This window comes from Ruegeria sp. CDSC054, assembly GCF_059610645.1.
The window spans coordinates 96,964-113,449 of record NZ_JBXWOA010000008.1 but is presented as its reverse complement, the minus strand read 5'-3'; the positions used below and the strand labels follow the sequence as shown (position 1 = coordinate 113,449).

Sequence of the window (16,486 nt, the reverse complement as noted above, 5' to 3'; positions counted from 1 at the left end):
AGAAGAAAAAGTGAAACAATTCCTCTGCGTCAGACACGAGGGCGTGAGACCATTGCAGTAAATCTTGTTGATTGCATCTTCCGCACGCAAATGGTGGAAAAGGCTTAGGAGGACCGGACATGGCTCAACTCAAGAAAATCCTGCTGGTGGATGACGATGAAGATCTGCGCGAGGCGCTCAGCGAGCAACTCGTGATGACCGAGGATTTCGACGTGTTCGAAGCGGCGGATGGGCAATCCGCCATGGAGCGGGCGCGCGAGGCGATTTATGATCTGGTCATTCTGGACGTCGGTCTGCCGGATACGGACGGTCGTGAGCTGTGCCGTCTGATGCGCAAACAAGGCGTCAAAAGCCCGATCCTGATGCTGACCGGCCATGACAGCGACGCAGATACCATTCTGGGTTTGGATGCCGGTGCCAATGATTACGTCTCTAAGCCGTTCAAATTTCCGGTCTTGCTGGCCCGCATCCGCGCGCAGTTGCGCCAGCATGAACAATCCGAAGACGCGGTCTTTGTGTTGGGGCCGTATACCTTTAAGCCGGCGATGAAGATGTTGATCACCGAAGAGGATCGCAAGATCCGCCTGACCGAGAAAGAAACCAACATTCTCAAGTTCCTGTACCGCTCGGCAGATGGCGTCGTCGCCCGCGACGTCCTGCTGCACGAGGTCTGGGGCTATAATGCCGGTGTCACCACACATACGCTGGAAACCCACATCTATCGCCTGCGCCAAAAGATCGAACCCGATCCATCGAACGCGCGCCTTTTGGTCACAGAATCGGGTGGATATCGCTTGGTCTCGTAACTCCGGGTGGATTGACGTGGATCAAAGTGATACTCTGGATGTGTAATTAGAGTACTCCCAACCCGCGCATGTCCGGGTTATGACATGCACCTCCCTGTTGGACTGCCGGGCCTTATGGCCCGGCTTTTTTTGTTGGGAGGATTTAGGCTGCGGCCTATGAAGTAACAATGCCACAGTTTCGGAACTCGGTGATTTTGGACCAAAAGTTCTTGTTTTTTGAACTCAAGGCAAGACCAAAGTGAGTGGTCGTTACAGTATCAACCGAGTATGTACCTGCCTCACCTGATCTGGCTTTAACGCGATAACGTGTAGGCCCTACTACAGTGGTCTTTGACGTTGTTTGTGAAACGATACCATCGGCGTTTCGATAGGTGTAAGAACACTTTCCCGGAACACCAAAACAATTGTGTGGTTCGAACATCTCCCACTTTCCGTTCGCCCAAGTGCGCTGGGTCATCAAGCCTTCTTTGTCGTACTCGGTTGTCTTTACTCTGTTTTTGTTTCCAGATTTATCCTTTGTGGTGACGATGTATTTGCCAGATCGCTGCCCGTCGAAGGTGTTGACCCAAGTGTCGCCATTCGAATATTCCACAGTCCAACTGCAGCCGGTAGGCATGTCCCAGAAACGAACTTCTTTGGCAAAGACTGCATTTGCAGCGACAAATGACAGCAAGGCTGAGGTCGCAAACTGAATTAGATAAGTTCTGTTTTTCATAATATTATTCTCGTCAATAAGACGCCCGCGCAGTGGTTCAAGTCTCAACTGATCTCAAAAGCAAGGTCGGCATCAAGCCCAAATTACGTTTTTGCAGAAGCTCACCCCGGGCACACATTTCTCATGGCACCCCATCCCACACCACGCTAACCTCCGCCCAACCGCGACAGAGGAATCCCCCATGCCCTTTACTCTTGCTACCTGGAACATCAACTCGGTCCGCCTGCGCGAGCCTATCGTGCTGAAATTACTGCAGGAAGAAGCTCCCGATGTATTGTGTTTGCAGGAGTGCAAGTCGCCGGTTGAGAAGATCCCAACCGACGGATTTGCCGAACTGGGGTACACCCACATGGTTGCAAGGGGCCAGAAGGGGTATAACGGCGTCGCCATCCTGTCGCGCCTGCCGATGGAAGAAGTCGGTGACAAGGATTTTGCAGGTCTCGGCCACGCGCGCCACATCGCTGGGCGGTTGGAAAATGGTGTCACCATTCACAACTTCTATGTCCCGGCCGGTGGCGACATCCCAGACCGAGAAAAGAACGAGAAGTTTGGGCAGAAGCTCGACTACCTCACAGATATGCGCGACTGGTTCCATGCCGAAAAGCCCGAAAAGTCCATTCTGGTTGGCGATCTGAACATCGCCCCGCGCGAGGATGATGTCTGGTCGCATAAGCAACTTCTCAAGGTCGTCTCACACACGCCGATCGAGGTTGAGGCGCTGGCCGAAACACAAGATGCAGGCGGCTGGATTGACATCACCCGTCAGGACATCCCCGAAGGGCAGTTGTACAGTTGGTGGTCCTACCGCGCCCGTGATTGGGACGCAGCCGACAAGGGGCGACGTCTGGACCATGTCTGGGCCACGCAGGATATCTCGAACGCGGGGCACTCCAGCCGCGTTCTGCGCGATGCGCGCGGGTGGGAAAAACCCAGCGACCACGCACCGGTCTTTGCGACATTCGACCTTTGACCCTGCAACTCTCCCCTTGGTTTCTGCCCTTTGCAGTTGCATATAGGGGCCAAATTCGAACGAAAGAGTGAATGCCATGGACCTTCTGAACGCCGCAGCCGGACCCGATACCGCCGATCTGATCAAGGATGGATCCGAGGCCACCTTTATGGCCGATGTTGTCGAGGCCTCGCAGGAAATCCCTGTGATCGTGGATTTCTGGGCCCCATGGTGTGGTCCCTGCAAAACGCTTGGGCCGCTGTTGGAGGAAGCCGTGACCGCCGCCAAAGGGGCGGTGAAGATGGTTAAGATCAATGTGGATGAGGCACAGATGATCGCCTCGCAAATGCGCGTTCAGTCGATCCCGACCGTATACGCGTTCTACAAAGGTCAACCGGTCGACGGGTTTCAGGGTGCCGTTCCAGGGTCCGAGATCAAGGCGTTTGTGGACCGAGTGATTGAGGCCGCCGGTGGTGAAAGCCCAGGGGGTCAGTTGGATGACGCTGTTCTGGCTGCCGAAGAAATGCTGGCCGATGGCGCAGCTGTGGATGCCGCGCAGACCTTTTCCGCCATTCTGGGGGAAGATCCAAACCACGCCGCCGCTTATGGCGGTCTGGTGCGTGCCCATATTGCCGCGGGCGATTTGGAGCAGGCCGAGGCCATTCTGAACGGCGCACCCGCAGAGATTTCAACCTCGGCCGAGGTTGAAGCAGCCCATGCCCAACTTGAGCTGGCGAAACAAGCGGCCGATGCAGGCCCGGTGGGTGAGCTGAAGGCGGCGGTCGAGGCGGATGCCGACAATCATCAGGCGCGGTTCGATCTTGCGCAGGCGCTGCACGCCAATGGCGAGGTAGAAGAAGCGGTCGCGCAATTGCTGGAACTGTTCCGCCGCGACCGCGAGTGGAATGATGGCGCGGCAAAGGCACAACTGTTTACCATTTTCGACGCGCTGAAGGCCAATGATCCGATTGCTCTGAACGGGCGGCGCAAGCTCAGCTCGATGATATTTGCCTAATTCCTGATCAGGGCTACACTCGGGTACATGATGCATCCCGCTGACCTGCCGGAGACGGTATCCGTTTTCCCATTGCCCGGGGCGCTTTTGCTGCCCCGGTCTCGCTTGCCGCTACATATTTTTGAGCCGCGTTACCTGCAAATGCTGGACGACGCGCTGAAAACGCCTGAACGGCTAATTGGAATGATCCAGCCGAATCCGTGTCAGTCCAACGAAAGCAAACTGCATCAAATCGGCTGTGCCGGGCGTGTGACGCAGTTTTCTGAAACCGAAGACGGTCGGTACCTGATTACACTGTCCGGCGTCTCACGTTTTCGGATCAAGTCCGAGTTGGATGCGTTTACGCCTTATCGCCGCTGTGCAGTTTCATGGGACGGGTTTGACCGCGATCTCGGCAAGGCCGAAGCGGACAATGCGTTCGATCGGTCGCGGTTTTTGGATTTGCTCGAACGGTTTTTTTCCTCGCGCCAGCTTTCGACCGACTGGGACACGTTGAAGGATGCCGATGACGAGCTGCTAGTGAATTCTCTGTCGATGCTGCTGGATTTCGATCCCGAAGAGAAACAGGCGCTGCTTGAGGCACCTTGCCTTCGCACGCGCCGCGAGACATTGGTGACATTGATTGAATTCGCCATGCGGGGCGGATCGAGCGAGGAAAAACTGCAATGACCGAAGCCGAACACCCATTTGATCGTCACATGCTTGAGGCGCTGATCTGTCCGCAGACGCACACCACTTTGCATTACGACGCCGAAAAGCAGGAATTGGTGTCCAAAGCTGCCAATCTGGCCTTTCCAATCCGCAACGGAATCCCGGTCATGCTGGTGGATGAAGCGCGCGAGCTGGATTAAATCGCGCGCCCTTGCAGAAGTTTCGGCAGATCTCCGGTCAGCCCGGCGGCCTCACGTACAAAGCCGCGACGTAGCCCGGGGACCGAGCCGACGATCTCCATCCCGATGTCGCGCCCGAAGCGCAGAATGGGGTTGTCGTTGGAAAACAGCTTGTTGAACACATCCGTCGCCATGGCCAGCGCCGCCGTGTCGAACCGTCTCCATTCCTGATAGCGCTCCAGCACCAGAACTGATGCGATATCCTCGCCGCGCCGTCCAGCCAGTGTCAGAACTTCCGCCAAAGCGCCTACGTCGCGAAGACCTGCATTCAAACCCTGACCTGCGATTGGGTGCATGCCGTGGGCGGCGTCGCCTACCAGCGCCATACGGTCACCGATGAAGGAATTGGCGATGGTCAGGTTCAATGGATAGGTGAACCGGTCACCCTGCAGACGGATGTCCCCCAGAAAATCACCAAATCGCGGGCGCAATACCTGCAGGTAATCCGTTTCGGGCATGGCGTTGATGTGCTGCGCCATTGCGGTGCGCTCGCTCCAGACGATTGAGCTGCGATTGCCGGTCAGCGGCAGAATCGCCAAGGGGCCGGCGGGCATGAAGAACTGATGCGCCACGCCATTGTGGGGCAGGTCATGCTCAATGGCACAAACCAACGCGGTTTGGCCGTAATCCCAGCCGGTGCGCTTGATCCCGGCACGCACGGCGGTGCCACTGCGGCGCCCGTCACAGCCAACCAACATTCCGCCGGTCATGGTCGTGCCATCATCCAGCGTCAGCGTTACGCCGGTATCATCAGAGGCCTGCGCGACAACGGTTTTGCCGCTGATCTGCGTGATGCTGTCCTGCTCGACCATGGCATCCAGAAAGGCCCGGCGCAGGTGGCGGTCTTCGACCATGAAGCCCATTGGGCCTTCTTCGATCTCGGCATGGTCGAAATGCAGGAAAAACGGCGATGGGCCGGCACCGGAATGCCCATCGGTGACCTTGATATCAAGCATGGGCTGGGCATGTTCCGCTACCCTGTCCCAGACACCGATCGCATCCAACAACCGCTGCGAGGCCAGCGCCAACGCATAGGCGCGCCCGTCAAAAGCCGCGTTTTTTCGGGCTTTTTCGGCCAATGCGTCGACGACGGTGACAGAATGCCCTGTCTGGGCCAGTGCCAGGGCCAGGGCCGGGCCGTTCAGGCCGCCGCCTACGATCAGGATATCCGAGTTGTGTTCCATGGCCTGCAATATGCGCGCCCTTTCGGGATTGTCCATGTGCGGTCCTGTCGCTACCGTCCCTCAAAGTGCTTTTTCCAGAGGGGGCAGGGATGCAGGACTGGCTGACCATGACGGCGTGTGATCTGGGTCGGGGTATCGGCATGGGACAGATCGATCCGGTTGAATTGACCGAGACTTATCTGGCCGCCATCGACGCGCATCCGCACCGCGACAGGATCTATGCCCGCGTTACGCATGATCGTGCTAGGGCCGAGGCGCAGGCTGCGCAGGAGCGCGCCAATCTGGGCCTGCGGCGGTCCCTGCTGGATGGTGTGCCGATCAGCTGGAAAGATCTGTTCGATACCGCCGGCACAGCGACTGAGGCAGGCTCGGCCTTGCTGAAAGGCCGGGTTCCCGAAATGGACGCGGTCGTTGTGCGTAACGCCACCGCCATGGGCACGGTCTGTCTGGGCAAGACGCATATGAGCGAGCTGGCCTTCTCAGGCCTTGGCCTGAACCCGATCACTGGCACGCCCCCATGCATTGACGATGAAGACGCCGTATCCGGGGGCTCTTCTTCGGGCGCGGCCGCATCGGTGGCCTGGGGCCTTGCCGCCTGTGGGATCGGTTCGGATACGGGCGGGTCAGTGCGCATCCCAGCGGCCTGGAACAATCTGGTCGGGCTGAAAACCACCGCCGGGCGTGTCAGCCTTGAGGGTACAGTGCCCTTGTGTCTGCGGTTCGACACTGTTGGTCCACTGACCCGCTCAGTCGAGGACGCAGCTCATATGCTGGCCTTGCTGGAGGGGCGCTCTCCGCCGGATCTTCGCGGTGTCAGCCTGAAAGGCCGCCGCTTTGCCAATCTTCAGACCGTGGCGCAGGACGACCTGAGGGATGAACCGCGCAAGGCCTTTGAGGATGGGTTGGAAAAACTCACCGAGGCCGGTGTCGAGATCGTTCCGCTGGACGTCCCCGAGCTGCACGACGCCATGGCGCTATCTGGCGTTCTCTACACAACCGAAGCCTATGGGCTGTGGCGCGATGTGATCGAAGCCAATCCCGATGCCATGTATCCCGAGATTCTGGAACGGTTTCGGTCGGGTCAAAACGCGACGGGTGCCGATTACATCGCTGCCTGGTCCAGGCTAAAAGCCTGTAGGGCTGCATGGGATGCGGCAACATCGGGGTTTGATGCGGTGCTTGCGCCCACGGCCCCCATTCTGCCGCCGAATCTGGATCGGTTGATGAATGATCATGACTACTATGTCACGGAAAACCTGCTGGCTCTTCGCAACACCCGTATCGGCAATCTGATGGGGCTGGCTGCACTGACACTGCCGACCGGAATACCCGGGTGTGGCGTGATGATGATGGGATATCCCGGCTCGGAAGAGGCCCTGTTACGGCTGGGATCAGCCGCCGAGGTGGCGTTGGCCTGAATGCCACAATCCCCTGAATCGCCACCTCTTTGTCTGGACGAAACCGCGTGCGACCTGTAATCTGTCTTTAAAACGGGGCGAAATGATCCCGGTATTGAGGCAGTAGTTATGAATTTCCCCGAACGGTTTTCGGACCTACCGGAATATGCATTCCCGCGTCTGCGCACCCTGTTGGATCATCACCAGCCGGGTGGCGAAGTGATTCACATGACCATTGGTGCGCCGATGCATGATTTTCCGGCGTGGGTCACCGATGTGATCACAGAAAACGCGGCCGGGTTTCAGGGATACCCACCCAATGAAGGTTCGCCCGAATTGCGCTCAGCGATTACAGGCTGGATTGATCGCCGCTATGGCGTTTCGATGGACCCCGACACCAATGTGATGGCGTTGAACGGCACACGCGAAGGCCTGTACAACGCGGCGATGGCACTGTGCCCCGAGCAGAAAAATGGCGAAAAGCCCGCCATTCTGTGCCCGAACCCGTTCTATCAGGTTTACATGGTAGCCTCTCTTTCGGTGCGGGCCGAGCCGGTTTTTGTGCCTGCAACAGCCGCCACCGGTCACTTGCCGGACTATGCCAGCCTGCCTACGGATGTGCTGAACCGCACTGTTGCGGCCTATATCTGTTCTCCGGCCAATCCGCAGGGCGCGGTCGCCTCGCGCGATTATTGGGTCGAACTGATCCAACTGGCCGAGACCTATGATTTCCGCATCTTCGCGGATGAGTGCTATTCCGAGATCTACCGTGACACGGCACCAACCGGTGTACTGACCGTTGCGCAGGAACTAGGGGCCAATCCGGAGCGGATCACCTTGTTCAATTCACTGTCGAAGCGGTCCAATCTGGCTGGTCTGCGCTCGGGCCTGATCGCGGGTGGTCCCGAGACCATCAAGAGGGTCAAGCAGTTACGCAACTACGCAGGTGCGCCTTTACCGCTACCTTTGCAGGCTGCCGCCGCAAGAGTTTGGGCAGATGAGGCGCATGTTGTCGAGAACCGCGCGCTGTATCAGGAAAAGTACACCATTGCGGATGAGGTTTTCGCGGGCGTGCAGGGCTATATGCCGCCTGAAGCCGGGTTTTTCCTGTGGCTGCCGGTCGAAAATGGCGAAGAAACGGCATTAAGGCTGTGGCAGGAGACCGGAGTTCGGGTCTTGCCGGGCGCATATCTTTCTCAAGGTGATCCGAGGCAAAACCCGGGCGAACAATTTATCCGGGTCGCAATGGTGGCCCCAAAAACAGAGTTGCGGCAGGGGCTGATTACGCTCCGTGACTGCATCTATTCGTGAGGTACGAGGGCAAAATGGCATCATATAACGCGCGCAACCGCGATCCATTGCTGGACAGCACGACACAGGCCGCCATCGAACGGCGCAGCAAGGAACTGATCGGGATCGCCCTGATCCTGCTTGGGCTGGCTTCAGCCGCGATGATCTGGTCCTACACGCCGGATGATCCGAACTGGATGGTGTCGACAGACGCGCCAGTGCAGAACTGGATGGGGCGGATCGGTGCGTCGATCGCCGCGCCACTGTTCATGATCGTCGGATGGGGCAGTTGGAGCATCGCGCTGGTGTTGATTGGCTGGGGCGTACGCTTTGCGGGGCACTTCGGTGAGGAACGCGCAGTGGCCCGCCTTATCTTTGCGCCGATCTGGATTGCCATCGTTTCTGTCTACGCCGCGACTTTGGTACCGGGCGAGGTCTGGCGCACGACCCACAGCTTTGGTCTGGGGGGCTTGTTCGGTGATACCGTAATGGGTGCGTTGCTGACACTGCTGCCGATTTCGTCACATTTCATGGTCAAACTGATGTCGCTGGCGATGGCAACTGGCATGTTGGCATTAGGGACATTCGTTCTTGGGTTCACAAAGGCCGACGTGCGCAAGGGTCTGCGCGCCTTCCTGCTGGGTCTTGTTATGTCCTATGACATGCTGATGAACCTTCTGGGTCGCAGTGCATCAGTCACCGCGCAGGCCGCACGCGATCGCCGGGCGCAGTGGGACGAGCGTAAAGCCGCCCGCGCTGAGGCTGCTGAATCCGTGTTTGACGATGATATGGCCTATGCAGATCCGATGTTCGAAGAGCCGGATTTCGAAGAGCCCGAGCCCGTCAAACCTGGCCTTCTGGCACGGATGCCCAGCCTGATCCGCCGTCCGGATCCGATGCCGGAACCGGAACTGCTCGACCGGGACCCGGTTGCCGGATTTGATGAAATGCCTGGTGAAGATCGCATCAAGTCCAAGATTTCCGCAGCCGTGCGCAACCGTAAGGTGGCTACCGGTGAGATGGCACCTGAAGTCGACCCAACCCTGCCTTTGACCAAAGGGCGTGGCCGCGGACCGGACCCGTTGATTCTGAACGCCAGAGGCGGGGAAGAGCTTCCGCCCGAACCACCGATGACCTTGGACGGACTGCCACCCGAGCCGATGCTGACAGCAGAACCTGAACCCGAGTGGCAGCAAGAACCCCTGCATCAGGATTTTGCGCCCGAGCCCGTCTATGAGGATGAGGCCGTATTTGAAGACACGCCCGAGCCCGAACCGGCCCCGCGCCCTGCGATGAAAATTCCAGTGGCCGAACCGCGCAAGCCCGTGGTGGCGCAGCCCGTGCGTCGCGCGCCTGCGCCGTCGCGTCGTGCACAGGCCGAAGCGCAGCCTGGGCTGTCCTTTGAAGACCGGCATTCGGACTTTGAGCTGCCGCCGCTGAGCCTGCTGTCCAACCCTTCCAGTATTCAGCGCCATCACCTTAGCGACGAGGCGTTGGAAGAAAACGCGCGTATGTTGGAAAACGTTCTGGACGATTATGGCGTCAAGGGTGAGATCACCAGTGTCCGCCCCGGCCCGGTTGTTACCATGTACGAACTAGAGCCTGCTCCGGGCCTGAAAGCGAGCCGGGTTATCGGTCTGGCTGACGATATCGCGCGCTCGATGTCGGCACTGTCGGCACGTGTTTCGACCCTGCCGGGGCGCTCGGTGATCGGGATCGAACTGCCGAATGAAAACCGTGAGATGGTGGTGCTGCGAGAAATCCTTGCCAGCCGTGATTTCGGTGATGGTAACCACGCGCTGCCACTGGCGCTGGGCAAGGATATCGGCGGCGAATCCATGGTCGCAAACCTGGCCAAGATGCCCCACTTGCTGATTGCGGGGACAACCGGTTCCGGTAAGTCGGTCGCGATCAACACCATGATCCTGTCGCTGCTGTATAAGCTGACACCGGACGAATGCCGCCTGATCATGATCGACCCCAAGATGCTGGAACTGTCCGTCTATGATGGCATTCCGCATCTGCTGTCGCCCGTTGTAACCGACCCGAAAAAGGCGGTTGTCGCCCTGAAGTGGGTCGTGGGCGAGATGGAGGACCGTTATCGCAAGATGTCCAAGATGGGCGTGCGCAACATCGCGGGCTACAATGGTCGCGTAAAAGACGCGCTGGCCAAAGGTGAATTGTTCAGCCGCACCGTCCAGACCGGGTTTGACGACGAAACCGGCGAGCCAACTTTCGAGACCGAAGAATTCGCGCCCGAGGCGATGCCCTACATCGTCGTGATCGTCGACGAGATGGCCGACCTGATGATGGTCGCAGGTAAAGAGATCGAAGCCTGCATCCAGCGTCTGGCGCAGATGGCAAGGGCCTCGGGTATTCACCTGATCATGGCCACGCAGCGCCCCTCGGTCGATGTGATTACCGGTACGATCAAGGCGAACTTCCCAACCCGGATTTCGTTCCAGGTGACCTCGAAAGTCGATAGCCGAACTATTCTGGGCGAAATGGGGGCCGAGCAACTGCTGGGGCAGGGCGATATGCTGTATATGGCAGGCGGCGCCAAGATCACCCGTTGCCACGGCCCGTTTGTTTCGGACGAGGAAGTCGAGGAAATCGTCAACCACCTGAAACAGTTCGGCCCACCGGACTATGTGAACACCGTACTGGACGGCCCATCCGAGGATAAAGCCGACAACATCGATGCCGTATTGGGCCTCAACACCGGTGGCAACACCAACGGGGAAGACGCGCTATACGATCAGGCGGTGGCGATCGTGATTAAGGATCGCAAATGCTCGACCTCGTACATTCAGCGGAAACTTGCCATTGGCTACAACAAAGCTGCGCGACTTGTTGAGCAAATGGAGGATGAAGGCGTTGTTTCGTCGGCAAATCATGTCGGGAAACGCGAAATCCTCGTACCTGAACAATAGGATATTTAATAACAAGGGCAGAGCGCTTATCTGGGAACTTATGAAACAGATTGCCTTTGCCCTTGCTTTGACACTCGCCGCGCCTGCGGCCTGGGCGGCTGATAAGCTGCCGTTGTCCCAAATCTCAAACTACCTCAATGGCCTCAAAACCGTTGAGACCACGTTCACACAAGTCAACGATGACGGCTCGCTGAGCACCGGAAAGCTGTGGATAGAACGCCCCGGTAAGATGCGGTTCGAATATGACCCGCCCAACAGCGCTGTGGTTCTGGCGCGTGCAGGTACGGTGCAGATCTTTGACCCAAAATCGAACCAGCCGCCGGAGCAGTATCCGCTAAAACGTACCCCGTTGTCGCTGGTGTTGGCGCGCAACGTCAATCTGGGGCAGGCGAACATGGTGGTTGCCCATGATTTTGATGGGACGGCCACGGTTGTTACCGCTCGGGACCCAAAAAATCCCGAATCCGGCCGGATTGAACTGATGTTTACGGGGGACCCGATCGAGCTGCGCAAATGGGTCATTCACGACAATGCCGGCAGTCAGACGACCGTTCTGCTGGGGCAGCTGAGTACCGGCGGAAATCTCAGCAACGATCTGTTTTCAAGATCAAAAAGAAGCGGGTCAGGCAATCGCTGACCCGCAATCTTGTCAGTAGCGGCAGTTCGCCAGCTGCGCCTGATAGAGCTTGGCGCGTGCATCCACGTCATTGGCGACGTTCAACAGCCAGGATTTGCTGTTATGGCTGCCGCGGGCAAAGCCGGTGTGCCCCTCGTGATAGGCCAGATACTGGTTGCGCGTATCTGTGGGGTGAATACCGTTCCGCTGATGGGTTTTGTTCATGTACCAGCCGATGAAATCTGACGCATCGCGGATGCGGTCCCGCTTGGCGCGACGCTTGCCGGTCTCTTTACGATATTCATCCCAGGTGCCGTCCAGCGCCTGACTGAAGCCATAGGCGCTGCTTTGACGGCCCATCGGGATCACGCCCAGAACGTATTGATGCGGTGTGCGTGCGTCGTGCTTGTAGCGGCTTTCCTGATAGATCGTCGCCATCTGAACGTGAATTGGGACGCCCCATTTCCGTTCGGTGCTTTTGAACGCCTTGATAAAATCAGGCCGTTCGCGCGCAATGCTGCACGCGTCGTTCAGTCTGCTCGGTGGCTGTTTGGACCCGCCACCACAGGATGCCAAAAGCAGCACCCCAAGGAGTACAAAGAAAATTCTGCTCATGTGCCTCGTGCCTTTTTTCTTTATTCTAGCGCAGATTGAGAGTTTAGGAAATCACAATCGTTATAGAACAATCGCTAGAATTAAGGGCAAAGCGCCCACGGACAGCACCGTTGACACCATAACCATCCCGGCAACAGCGTCTGAATCTGCGTCAAATCGCTCGGCCAGAAGGTAGGATGTCACCGCGACCGGGGTACACATCTGCAGGACCAGTACGCCAAAGGCGATGGAATCCAGATCAAAGACGCGCGCGATTGCCCAGCCCAGCCCAAAGCAGACAAGCAGTTTTAGGCCTGATAGCCAGATTGCCTGACCCAATTTGCGCGTTGTCAGCCTTGCGATCGCGACACCTACTGTAATCAGCATCATCGGGACTGCCATCTGGCCCAGCAACTCTAGCGTGTTGGTCAGGAACAAAGGCGTTTCCCAATCTTGCCACAAAAACAAGGCCCCAAGCAGGGTTGCCCAGACCATCGGTTCACGCGCGGCTTTACCGAATGCACCCTTCCCAGCGACAAGGTAGATGCCATAGGTGAAGGAAAACAAAGCGGTGATGGCCAGGAAAATGACCGCAAATCCCAAACCAGCCTGGCCAAACGCAAAAATGCATAGCGGCAGGCCCAGATTGCCAGTATTTCCGAAAATTAGCGGCGAAAGGTAGGTACGGCGGTCAAGGCCAGAAAGTCGAACGAAAACGCCAAATGCTACGGCCAGCCCAACATGACCCGCTATTGCGGCCAGCGTGAAACGCGTCAACTCTCCTGCCGGAATCTCGGTCTGCATCAGCGCTACAAATATCAGGCTGGGCACAGCAAGCGTCACGGCAAGGCGCGTCACAAACTCCAAACGATACTCAAAACCAAGTATGACCCAGGTGAATCCGATGCTTGCCAGCAGGAAAACCGGTGCCACAATTTCGAACACTGTCAGTAAGATGTTCACAGACTGTTTCCTTTAATTTCCGATCAATGATTGGCATTCCGGCCCGGAAAGAGGTAGTAAGATCTCTGGGGGCTGAGATAATGCTGAAGACAAATGCCAAGTACCGCCTGGGACAGGTGGTCCGCCATAAAAAGCATCCCTTCCGAGGGGTGATTTTTGACGTGGACCCGGAATTTTCCAACACAGAAGAGTGGTATCAGGCCATTCCCGAGGACAGCCGCCCCATCAAGGATCAGCCGTTTTACCATCTGCTCGCAGAAAACGACCAATCCTTCTATGTGGCTTATGTTTCAGAACAAAATCTGGTTGCCGATCAATCCGGGGAACCGGTTGAGCATCCTGATATTCCTGACATGTTCGGTCCTTTCGAGAATGGCGCGTACCCGCTGCACTTTAATTTGAACTAAGTGATTTGGTGCGCCAGATTGCGCGCCCTGGTGGTCAGTAACCTAATGCACAACCGTCTTTTCTGGGGTCACTTGCGCCTTCCAGAACACCATCTGTGCGGATTCGGATTGCTTGCGCTCCGCCAAGGGGCGTTTCTGGAACCTGAACGTTGTGCCCAAAATCGCTCAATTGTTGAGATGTGCTGGGCGGAATTCCGCGTTCAAGTTTCAGAACGCCGCCGTCTGCAAAGGCGCGCGGGGCGTCCACAGAGGCCTGCAAACCCAACCCATGATCAGTGAGGTTGGACAATAGGCGTGCATGGCCTGTTGGTTGAAAAGCTCCGCCCATCACGCCAAATGGCATGAGCACACGGCCATCCTGTTTGAGCATACCGGGAATGATAGTGTGCATCGGGCGTTTGCCCGGGCCAAGCTCGTTTGGGCGACCGGCGCTCAGGTTGAAGCCTGAGCCCCGGTTTTGCAGCAAAATCCCGTATTTTTCCGATGCGATGCCAGACCCGAAGCTGTGAAATATGGAATAGATCAGCGAAACGGCCATCCGATCCCGGTCAACAACCGTGATATAGACCGTGTCCTTATGAATGGATTCGGTTAGTGGGGCCGCCGCTGGCATGGCGCGCTTGGGGTCAATCAACGCGGCCAGCTTATCCGCCACGCTCTGGTCGAGGAATCGTTCAGCGTGGGTTGTGTGATCGGGGTCCGCAATGAACCGATTGCGCGCGTCATAGGCGAGTTTCGAGGCCTCGGCCTCAAAATGGATGAGCTCTGGGCCAAATGGGTCAAGACCGGCCAAATCGAAGTTCTTTAGGATGTTCAAAAGCAGGATTGCAGTCGCACCCTGTCCGTTTGGCGGGTGTTCGACAAGATCGATGCCGTTGTAGTTTCCGCTGACAGGCTGGGATTTTGTGCATTGCGTGGCCAGAAAATCCTCGGCCGTGTGAACACCACCCAATGCTGTTAGGGCGTCAATCATATCCTGTGCAATTTCACCGGAATAAAAGGCGTCACGACCATTGCGTGCAATCTGGCGCAGAACCTCGGCTTGCCCTGGCACGCGAAAGACCTGACCTGTTTTCGGCGCTTCGCCGTCAGCCAGGTAGTGCCTGCGCGCTGCCCCCTGCAGCGTGTCAGCCCCCGTTTTCCAATCATAGGCGACCCGGGGTGCGACCGGGACACCGGCCTCGGCATAGTGAATGGCAGGTGCCAGTATCTCATCCAGCCCAAGCCTGCCCTCGGTTTCTGCCAGATGGCAAAAGGCATCAATCGCACCGGGAATGGTCACCGCATCGGGTGTGTTCAACGGCACTGTATCCAGCCCCTCGGCCCGCAACTTGTCCGCATTGGCAGCCGCCGGCGCGCGCCCGGATCCGTTCAGGGCGCGTATCTGATCTTCGCCTGCGCGGTTGAACAGGACAAAGCAATCGCCGCCGATGCCCGTCATCTGTGGCTCGCAAATGCCCAGCAGCACAGCGCCTGCGATGGCAGCGTCCATGGCATTGCCGCCTTGCTGCAGGATGTTTACGGCAACTTGCGCGGCCAGAGGATGCGATGTGGCGCACATTCCCTCGGTTGCCAGAACTTCGGACCGACCTGGAGTGTGAAAATCCCGCATAGCTTTGCCTTCCCCTTTTGAAAACGCCGAACGTAAAGCGCGGTCAGGGATTGTCTAGTCACATCAGCGGGAAGGGAGATCCTCGGCGCCGTTCACTGGGTGGGGGCTGTGACACTAGGCGCCGAGGGAAGCTATCTGAGCTACAGATATCTTTTTGCCCTTTGTTTGCGGCGCGCCAATGGTGCGATCGGGGCCTTTATGTGGCCTTTTTGGGTCCGGCGGAGGGGTTTGGGAAGTCAAACCGCAGTGACAACCGGTTGCAGCCATTGCGATGCTCATAGCGAATGTCGCTGGTCAGTTCATGGATCAGGAACCAGCCAAACCCGCCTTCGGGTAACTCATCGAGCGTCGATCCCAAGGGCGCAGGCACACCATCCGGCACGCGAAATCCGGGCAGAGGATTCCCAGTGTCAGAGATCAGAATATCCAGCCAGCTTTGATGCAGCCGACAATGCACCCTGACCTTGGCCGGAGTGACGCCCGCATAGGCATGCTCGACCACATTGTTGATCGCCTCGGCCAGCGCGATTTTAACATCGCTCGCCTTGTGTGACGGCAGGCCCTGCACCTCAAGCCCTTTGCTAAGCTGGGCGATGCCAGCGCTGGCTTCGGTTTCCGTGGCAGCAAAGCTCAGATCCAAGCAGTTCCCATTCCCCATGGACATCGCGCCTATTCAATCCGTGTATTCATTCCGCCGACCGTGCAAGGGCGTCGTCCAGGGTCTGGTAAAGATTGAAAACCGTATCCATACGGGTCAGCCGAAACACCTTTTCGACAAAAGGGTGTAGTCCTGCCAAATCCAACCTGCGGTCGCTGCCCAGTTGCTTCATCGACGCGACGATGGCCCCCAGGCCGCTTGAATCGATGAATTCGACCCCCGTCAGGTCCAGGACGACGCGCGGCGCGCCACCGTCGGCCTCATTGCGCATGTCTTCCTTGAACTGAATTGCCATTGCGGCATCGATACGGTCAGAATGCACCGTTATGATCTGCGTTGTTTCTGTTGTTTTACTGGTCAGGGCCATGCGCGCGGGCTCTCTAAACTAAAAATCGCTCGTAGAAATACGCTAGACGGCAATTCTTACCATTCGGTATCCATCTCAGTAGAAAAGCGG

Annotated in this window: 17 protein-coding genes; 10 read left to right on the top strand and 7 right to left on the bottom strand. The window is 57.6% G+C overall.

Going from position 1 to position 16,486, the window contains the following annotated elements:
* Positions 1-119 precede the first annotated feature (119 nt).
* Positions 120-806 carry a response regulator transcription factor gene (locus tag AC2FGC_RS15900; protein WP_058272567.1) on the top strand — a complete coding sequence of 229 codons (687 nt, stop codon included), beginning with the start codon at positions 120-122 and terminating at the stop codon, positions 804-806.
* A gap of 154 nt (positions 807-960) precedes the next feature.
* Here the strand turns inward: AC2FGC_RS15900 and AC2FGC_RS15895 are convergent, their stop codons facing one another.
* On the bottom strand, positions 961-1,521 hold the full coding sequence (locus tag AC2FGC_RS15895) for a hypothetical protein (protein ID WP_496782838.1): 561 nt from the start codon (positions 1,519-1,521) through the stop codon (positions 961-963).
* 181 nt (positions 1,522-1,702) lie between these two features.
* Between AC2FGC_RS15895 and AC2FGC_RS15890 the strand changes: the two genes are divergently transcribed.
* The 4 genes from AC2FGC_RS15890 (at position 1,703) to AC2FGC_RS15875 (ending at position 4,336) form a co-directional block, all read left to right on the top strand.
* On the top strand, positions 1,703-2,491 hold the full coding sequence (locus AC2FGC_RS15890; RefSeq protein WP_496726568.1) for an exodeoxyribonuclease III: 789 nt from the start codon (positions 1,703-1,705) through the stop codon (positions 2,489-2,491).
* Positions 2,492-2,567: 76 nt separating this feature from the next.
* Positions 2,568-3,485 (top strand): thioredoxin, encoded by a 918-nt coding sequence (gene trxA, locus AC2FGC_RS15885; protein WP_496726569.1) that lies wholly within the window; start codon positions 2,568-2,570, stop codon positions 3,483-3,485.
* 27 nt (positions 3,486-3,512) lie between these two features.
* The gene (locus AC2FGC_RS15880; RefSeq protein WP_496722019.1) at positions 3,513-4,154 is read left to right on the top strand and encodes an LON peptidase substrate-binding domain-containing protein; all 642 of its coding nucleotides are present in this window, start codon (positions 3,513-3,515) and stop codon (positions 4,152-4,154) included.
* Positions 4,151-4,336, top strand: a complete 186-nt coding sequence (locus AC2FGC_RS15875) for a Trm112 family protein (RefSeq protein WP_109310669.1) — start codon at positions 4,151-4,153, stop codon at positions 4,334-4,336. Before AC2FGC_RS15880 ends, AC2FGC_RS15875 begins: the two co-directional genes overlap by 4 nt.
* Here AC2FGC_RS15875 and AC2FGC_RS15870 read toward each other — a convergent pair.
* Entirely contained in the window at positions 4,333-5,595 is a 1,263-nt protein-coding gene (locus AC2FGC_RS15870; RefSeq protein WP_496726570.1) for an FAD-dependent monooxygenase, read from the bottom strand. The two genes, AC2FGC_RS15875 and AC2FGC_RS15870, sit on opposite strands and share 4 nt — an antisense overlap.
* Before the next feature lie 53 nt (positions 5,596-5,648).
* Between AC2FGC_RS15870 and AC2FGC_RS15865 the strand changes: the two genes are divergently transcribed.
* The 4 genes from AC2FGC_RS15865 to AC2FGC_RS15850 all read left to right on the top strand — a co-directional run bounded on the left by AC2FGC_RS15865 (position 5,649) and on the right by AC2FGC_RS15850 (position 11,816).
* Positions 5,649-6,977, top strand: coding sequence for an amidase (locus AC2FGC_RS15865; RefSeq protein WP_496782837.1), 1,329 nt, complete (start codon positions 5,649-5,651; stop codon positions 6,975-6,977).
* Positions 6,978-7,085: 108 nt separating this feature from the next.
* Complete coding sequence (locus AC2FGC_RS15860) at positions 7,086-8,267, top strand: aminotransferase class I/II-fold pyridoxal phosphate-dependent enzyme (protein WP_496726572.1); 1,182 nt, start codon at positions 7,086-7,088, stop codon at positions 8,265-8,267.
* Positions 8,268-8,281: 14 nt separating this feature from the next.
* On the top strand, positions 8,282-11,179 hold the full coding sequence (locus AC2FGC_RS15855) for a DNA translocase FtsK (protein WP_496726573.1): 2,898 nt from the start codon (positions 8,282-8,284) through the stop codon (positions 11,177-11,179).
* A gap of 40 nt (positions 11,180-11,219) precedes the next feature.
* Positions 11,220-11,816 carry a LolA family protein gene (locus tag AC2FGC_RS15850; RefSeq protein ID WP_496726574.1) on the top strand — a complete coding sequence of 199 codons (597 nt, stop codon included), beginning with the start codon at positions 11,220-11,222 and terminating at the stop codon, positions 11,814-11,816.
* A 12-nt stretch (positions 11,817-11,828) separates the two neighbouring features.
* Here AC2FGC_RS15850 and AC2FGC_RS15845 read toward each other — a convergent pair whose 3' ends face one another.
* Both AC2FGC_RS15845 and AC2FGC_RS15840 read right to left on the bottom strand, forming a co-directional pair.
* The gene (locus tag AC2FGC_RS15845) at positions 11,829-12,410 is read right to left on the bottom strand and encodes a transglycosylase SLT domain-containing protein (protein ID WP_496726575.1); all 582 of its coding nucleotides are present in this window, start codon (positions 12,408-12,410) and stop codon (positions 11,829-11,831) included.
* 60 nt (positions 12,411-12,470) lie between these two features.
* Positions 12,471-13,352 carry an AEC family transporter gene (locus tag AC2FGC_RS15840; protein WP_496726576.1) on the bottom strand — a complete coding sequence of 294 codons (882 nt, stop codon included), beginning with the start codon at positions 13,350-13,352 and terminating at the stop codon, positions 12,471-12,473.
* An 80-nt stretch (positions 13,353-13,432) separates the two neighbouring features.
* On the opposite strand from AC2FGC_RS15840, the gene hspQ reads away from it, so the two are divergent.
* Complete coding sequence (gene hspQ, locus AC2FGC_RS15835) at positions 13,433-13,759, top strand: heat shock protein HspQ (RefSeq protein WP_108861127.1); 327 nt, start codon at positions 13,433-13,435, stop codon at positions 13,757-13,759.
* Between the two features lie 34 nt (positions 13,760-13,793).
* Here hspQ and AC2FGC_RS15830 read toward each other — a convergent pair whose 3' ends face one another.
* The 3 genes from AC2FGC_RS15830 to AC2FGC_RS15820 all read right to left on the bottom strand — a co-directional run bounded on the left by AC2FGC_RS15830 (position 13,794) and on the right by AC2FGC_RS15820 (position 16,396).
* Positions 13,794-15,371, bottom strand: coding sequence for a gamma-glutamyltransferase family protein (locus AC2FGC_RS15830; protein ID WP_496782835.1), 1,578 nt, complete (start codon positions 15,369-15,371; stop codon positions 13,794-13,796).
* Positions 15,372-15,567: 196 nt separating this feature from the next.
* On the bottom strand, positions 15,568-16,029 hold the full coding sequence (locus AC2FGC_RS15825) for an ATP-binding protein (RefSeq protein ID WP_496726578.1): 462 nt from the start codon (positions 16,027-16,029) through the stop codon (positions 15,568-15,570).
* A 28-nt stretch (positions 16,030-16,057) separates the two neighbouring features.
* Positions 16,058-16,396, bottom strand: coding sequence for an STAS domain-containing protein (locus tag AC2FGC_RS15820; RefSeq protein WP_496726579.1), 339 nt, complete (start codon positions 16,394-16,396; stop codon positions 16,058-16,060).
* Between the last annotated feature and the right edge of the window lie 90 nt (positions 16,397-16,486).

Excerpts from the sequence above, each read along its gene's own strand:
- AC2FGC_RS15900 (WP_058272567.1), top strand. The coding sequence starts at position 120 with ATGGCTCAACTCAAGAAAATCCTGCTGGTGGATGACGATGAAGATCTG.
- AC2FGC_RS15895 (WP_496782838.1), bottom strand. The coding sequence starts at position 1,521 with ATGAAAAACAGAACTTATCTAATTCAGTTTGCGACCTCAGCCTTGCTG.
- AC2FGC_RS15890 (WP_496726568.1), top strand. The coding sequence starts at position 1,703 with ATGCCCTTTACTCTTGCTACCTGGAACATCAACTCGGTCCGCCTGCGC.
- trxA (WP_496726569.1), top strand. The coding sequence starts at position 2,568 with ATGGACCTTCTGAACGCCGCAGCCGGACCCGATACCGCCGATCTGATC.
- AC2FGC_RS15880 (WP_496722019.1), top strand. The coding sequence starts at position 3,513 with ATGATGCATCCCGCTGACCTGCCGGAGACGGTATCCGTTTTCCCATTG.
- AC2FGC_RS15875 (WP_109310669.1), top strand. The coding sequence starts at position 4,151 with ATGACCGAAGCCGAACACCCATTTGATCGTCACATGCTTGAGGCGCTG.
- AC2FGC_RS15870 (WP_496726570.1), bottom strand. The coding sequence starts at position 5,595 with ATGGACAATCCCGAAAGGGCGCGCATATTGCAGGCCATGGAACACAAC.
- AC2FGC_RS15865 (WP_496782837.1), top strand. The coding sequence starts at position 5,649 with ATGCAGGACTGGCTGACCATGACGGCGTGTGATCTGGGTCGGGGTATC.
- AC2FGC_RS15860 (WP_496726572.1), top strand. The coding sequence starts at position 7,086 with ATGAATTTCCCCGAACGGTTTTCGGACCTACCGGAATATGCATTCCCG.
- AC2FGC_RS15855 (WP_496726573.1), top strand. The coding sequence starts at position 8,282 with ATGGCATCATATAACGCGCGCAACCGCGATCCATTGCTGGACAGCACG.
- AC2FGC_RS15850 (WP_496726574.1), top strand. The coding sequence starts at position 11,220 with ATGAAACAGATTGCCTTTGCCCTTGCTTTGACACTCGCCGCGCCTGCG.
- AC2FGC_RS15845 (WP_496726575.1), bottom strand. The coding sequence starts at position 12,410 with ATGAGCAGAATTTTCTTTGTACTCCTTGGGGTGCTGCTTTTGGCATCC.
- hspQ (WP_108861127.1), top strand. The coding sequence starts at position 13,433 with ATGCTGAAGACAAATGCCAAGTACCGCCTGGGACAGGTGGTCCGCCAT.
- AC2FGC_RS15830 (WP_496782835.1), bottom strand. The coding sequence starts at position 15,371 with ATGCGGGATTTTCACACTCCAGGTCGGTCCGAAGTTCTGGCAACCGAG.
- AC2FGC_RS15825 (WP_496726578.1), bottom strand. The coding sequence starts at position 16,029 with ATGGGGAATGGGAACTGCTTGGATCTGAGCTTTGCTGCCACGGAAACC.
- AC2FGC_RS15820 (WP_496726579.1), bottom strand. The coding sequence starts at position 16,396 with ATGGCCCTGACCAGTAAAACAACAGAAACAACGCAGATCATAACGGTG.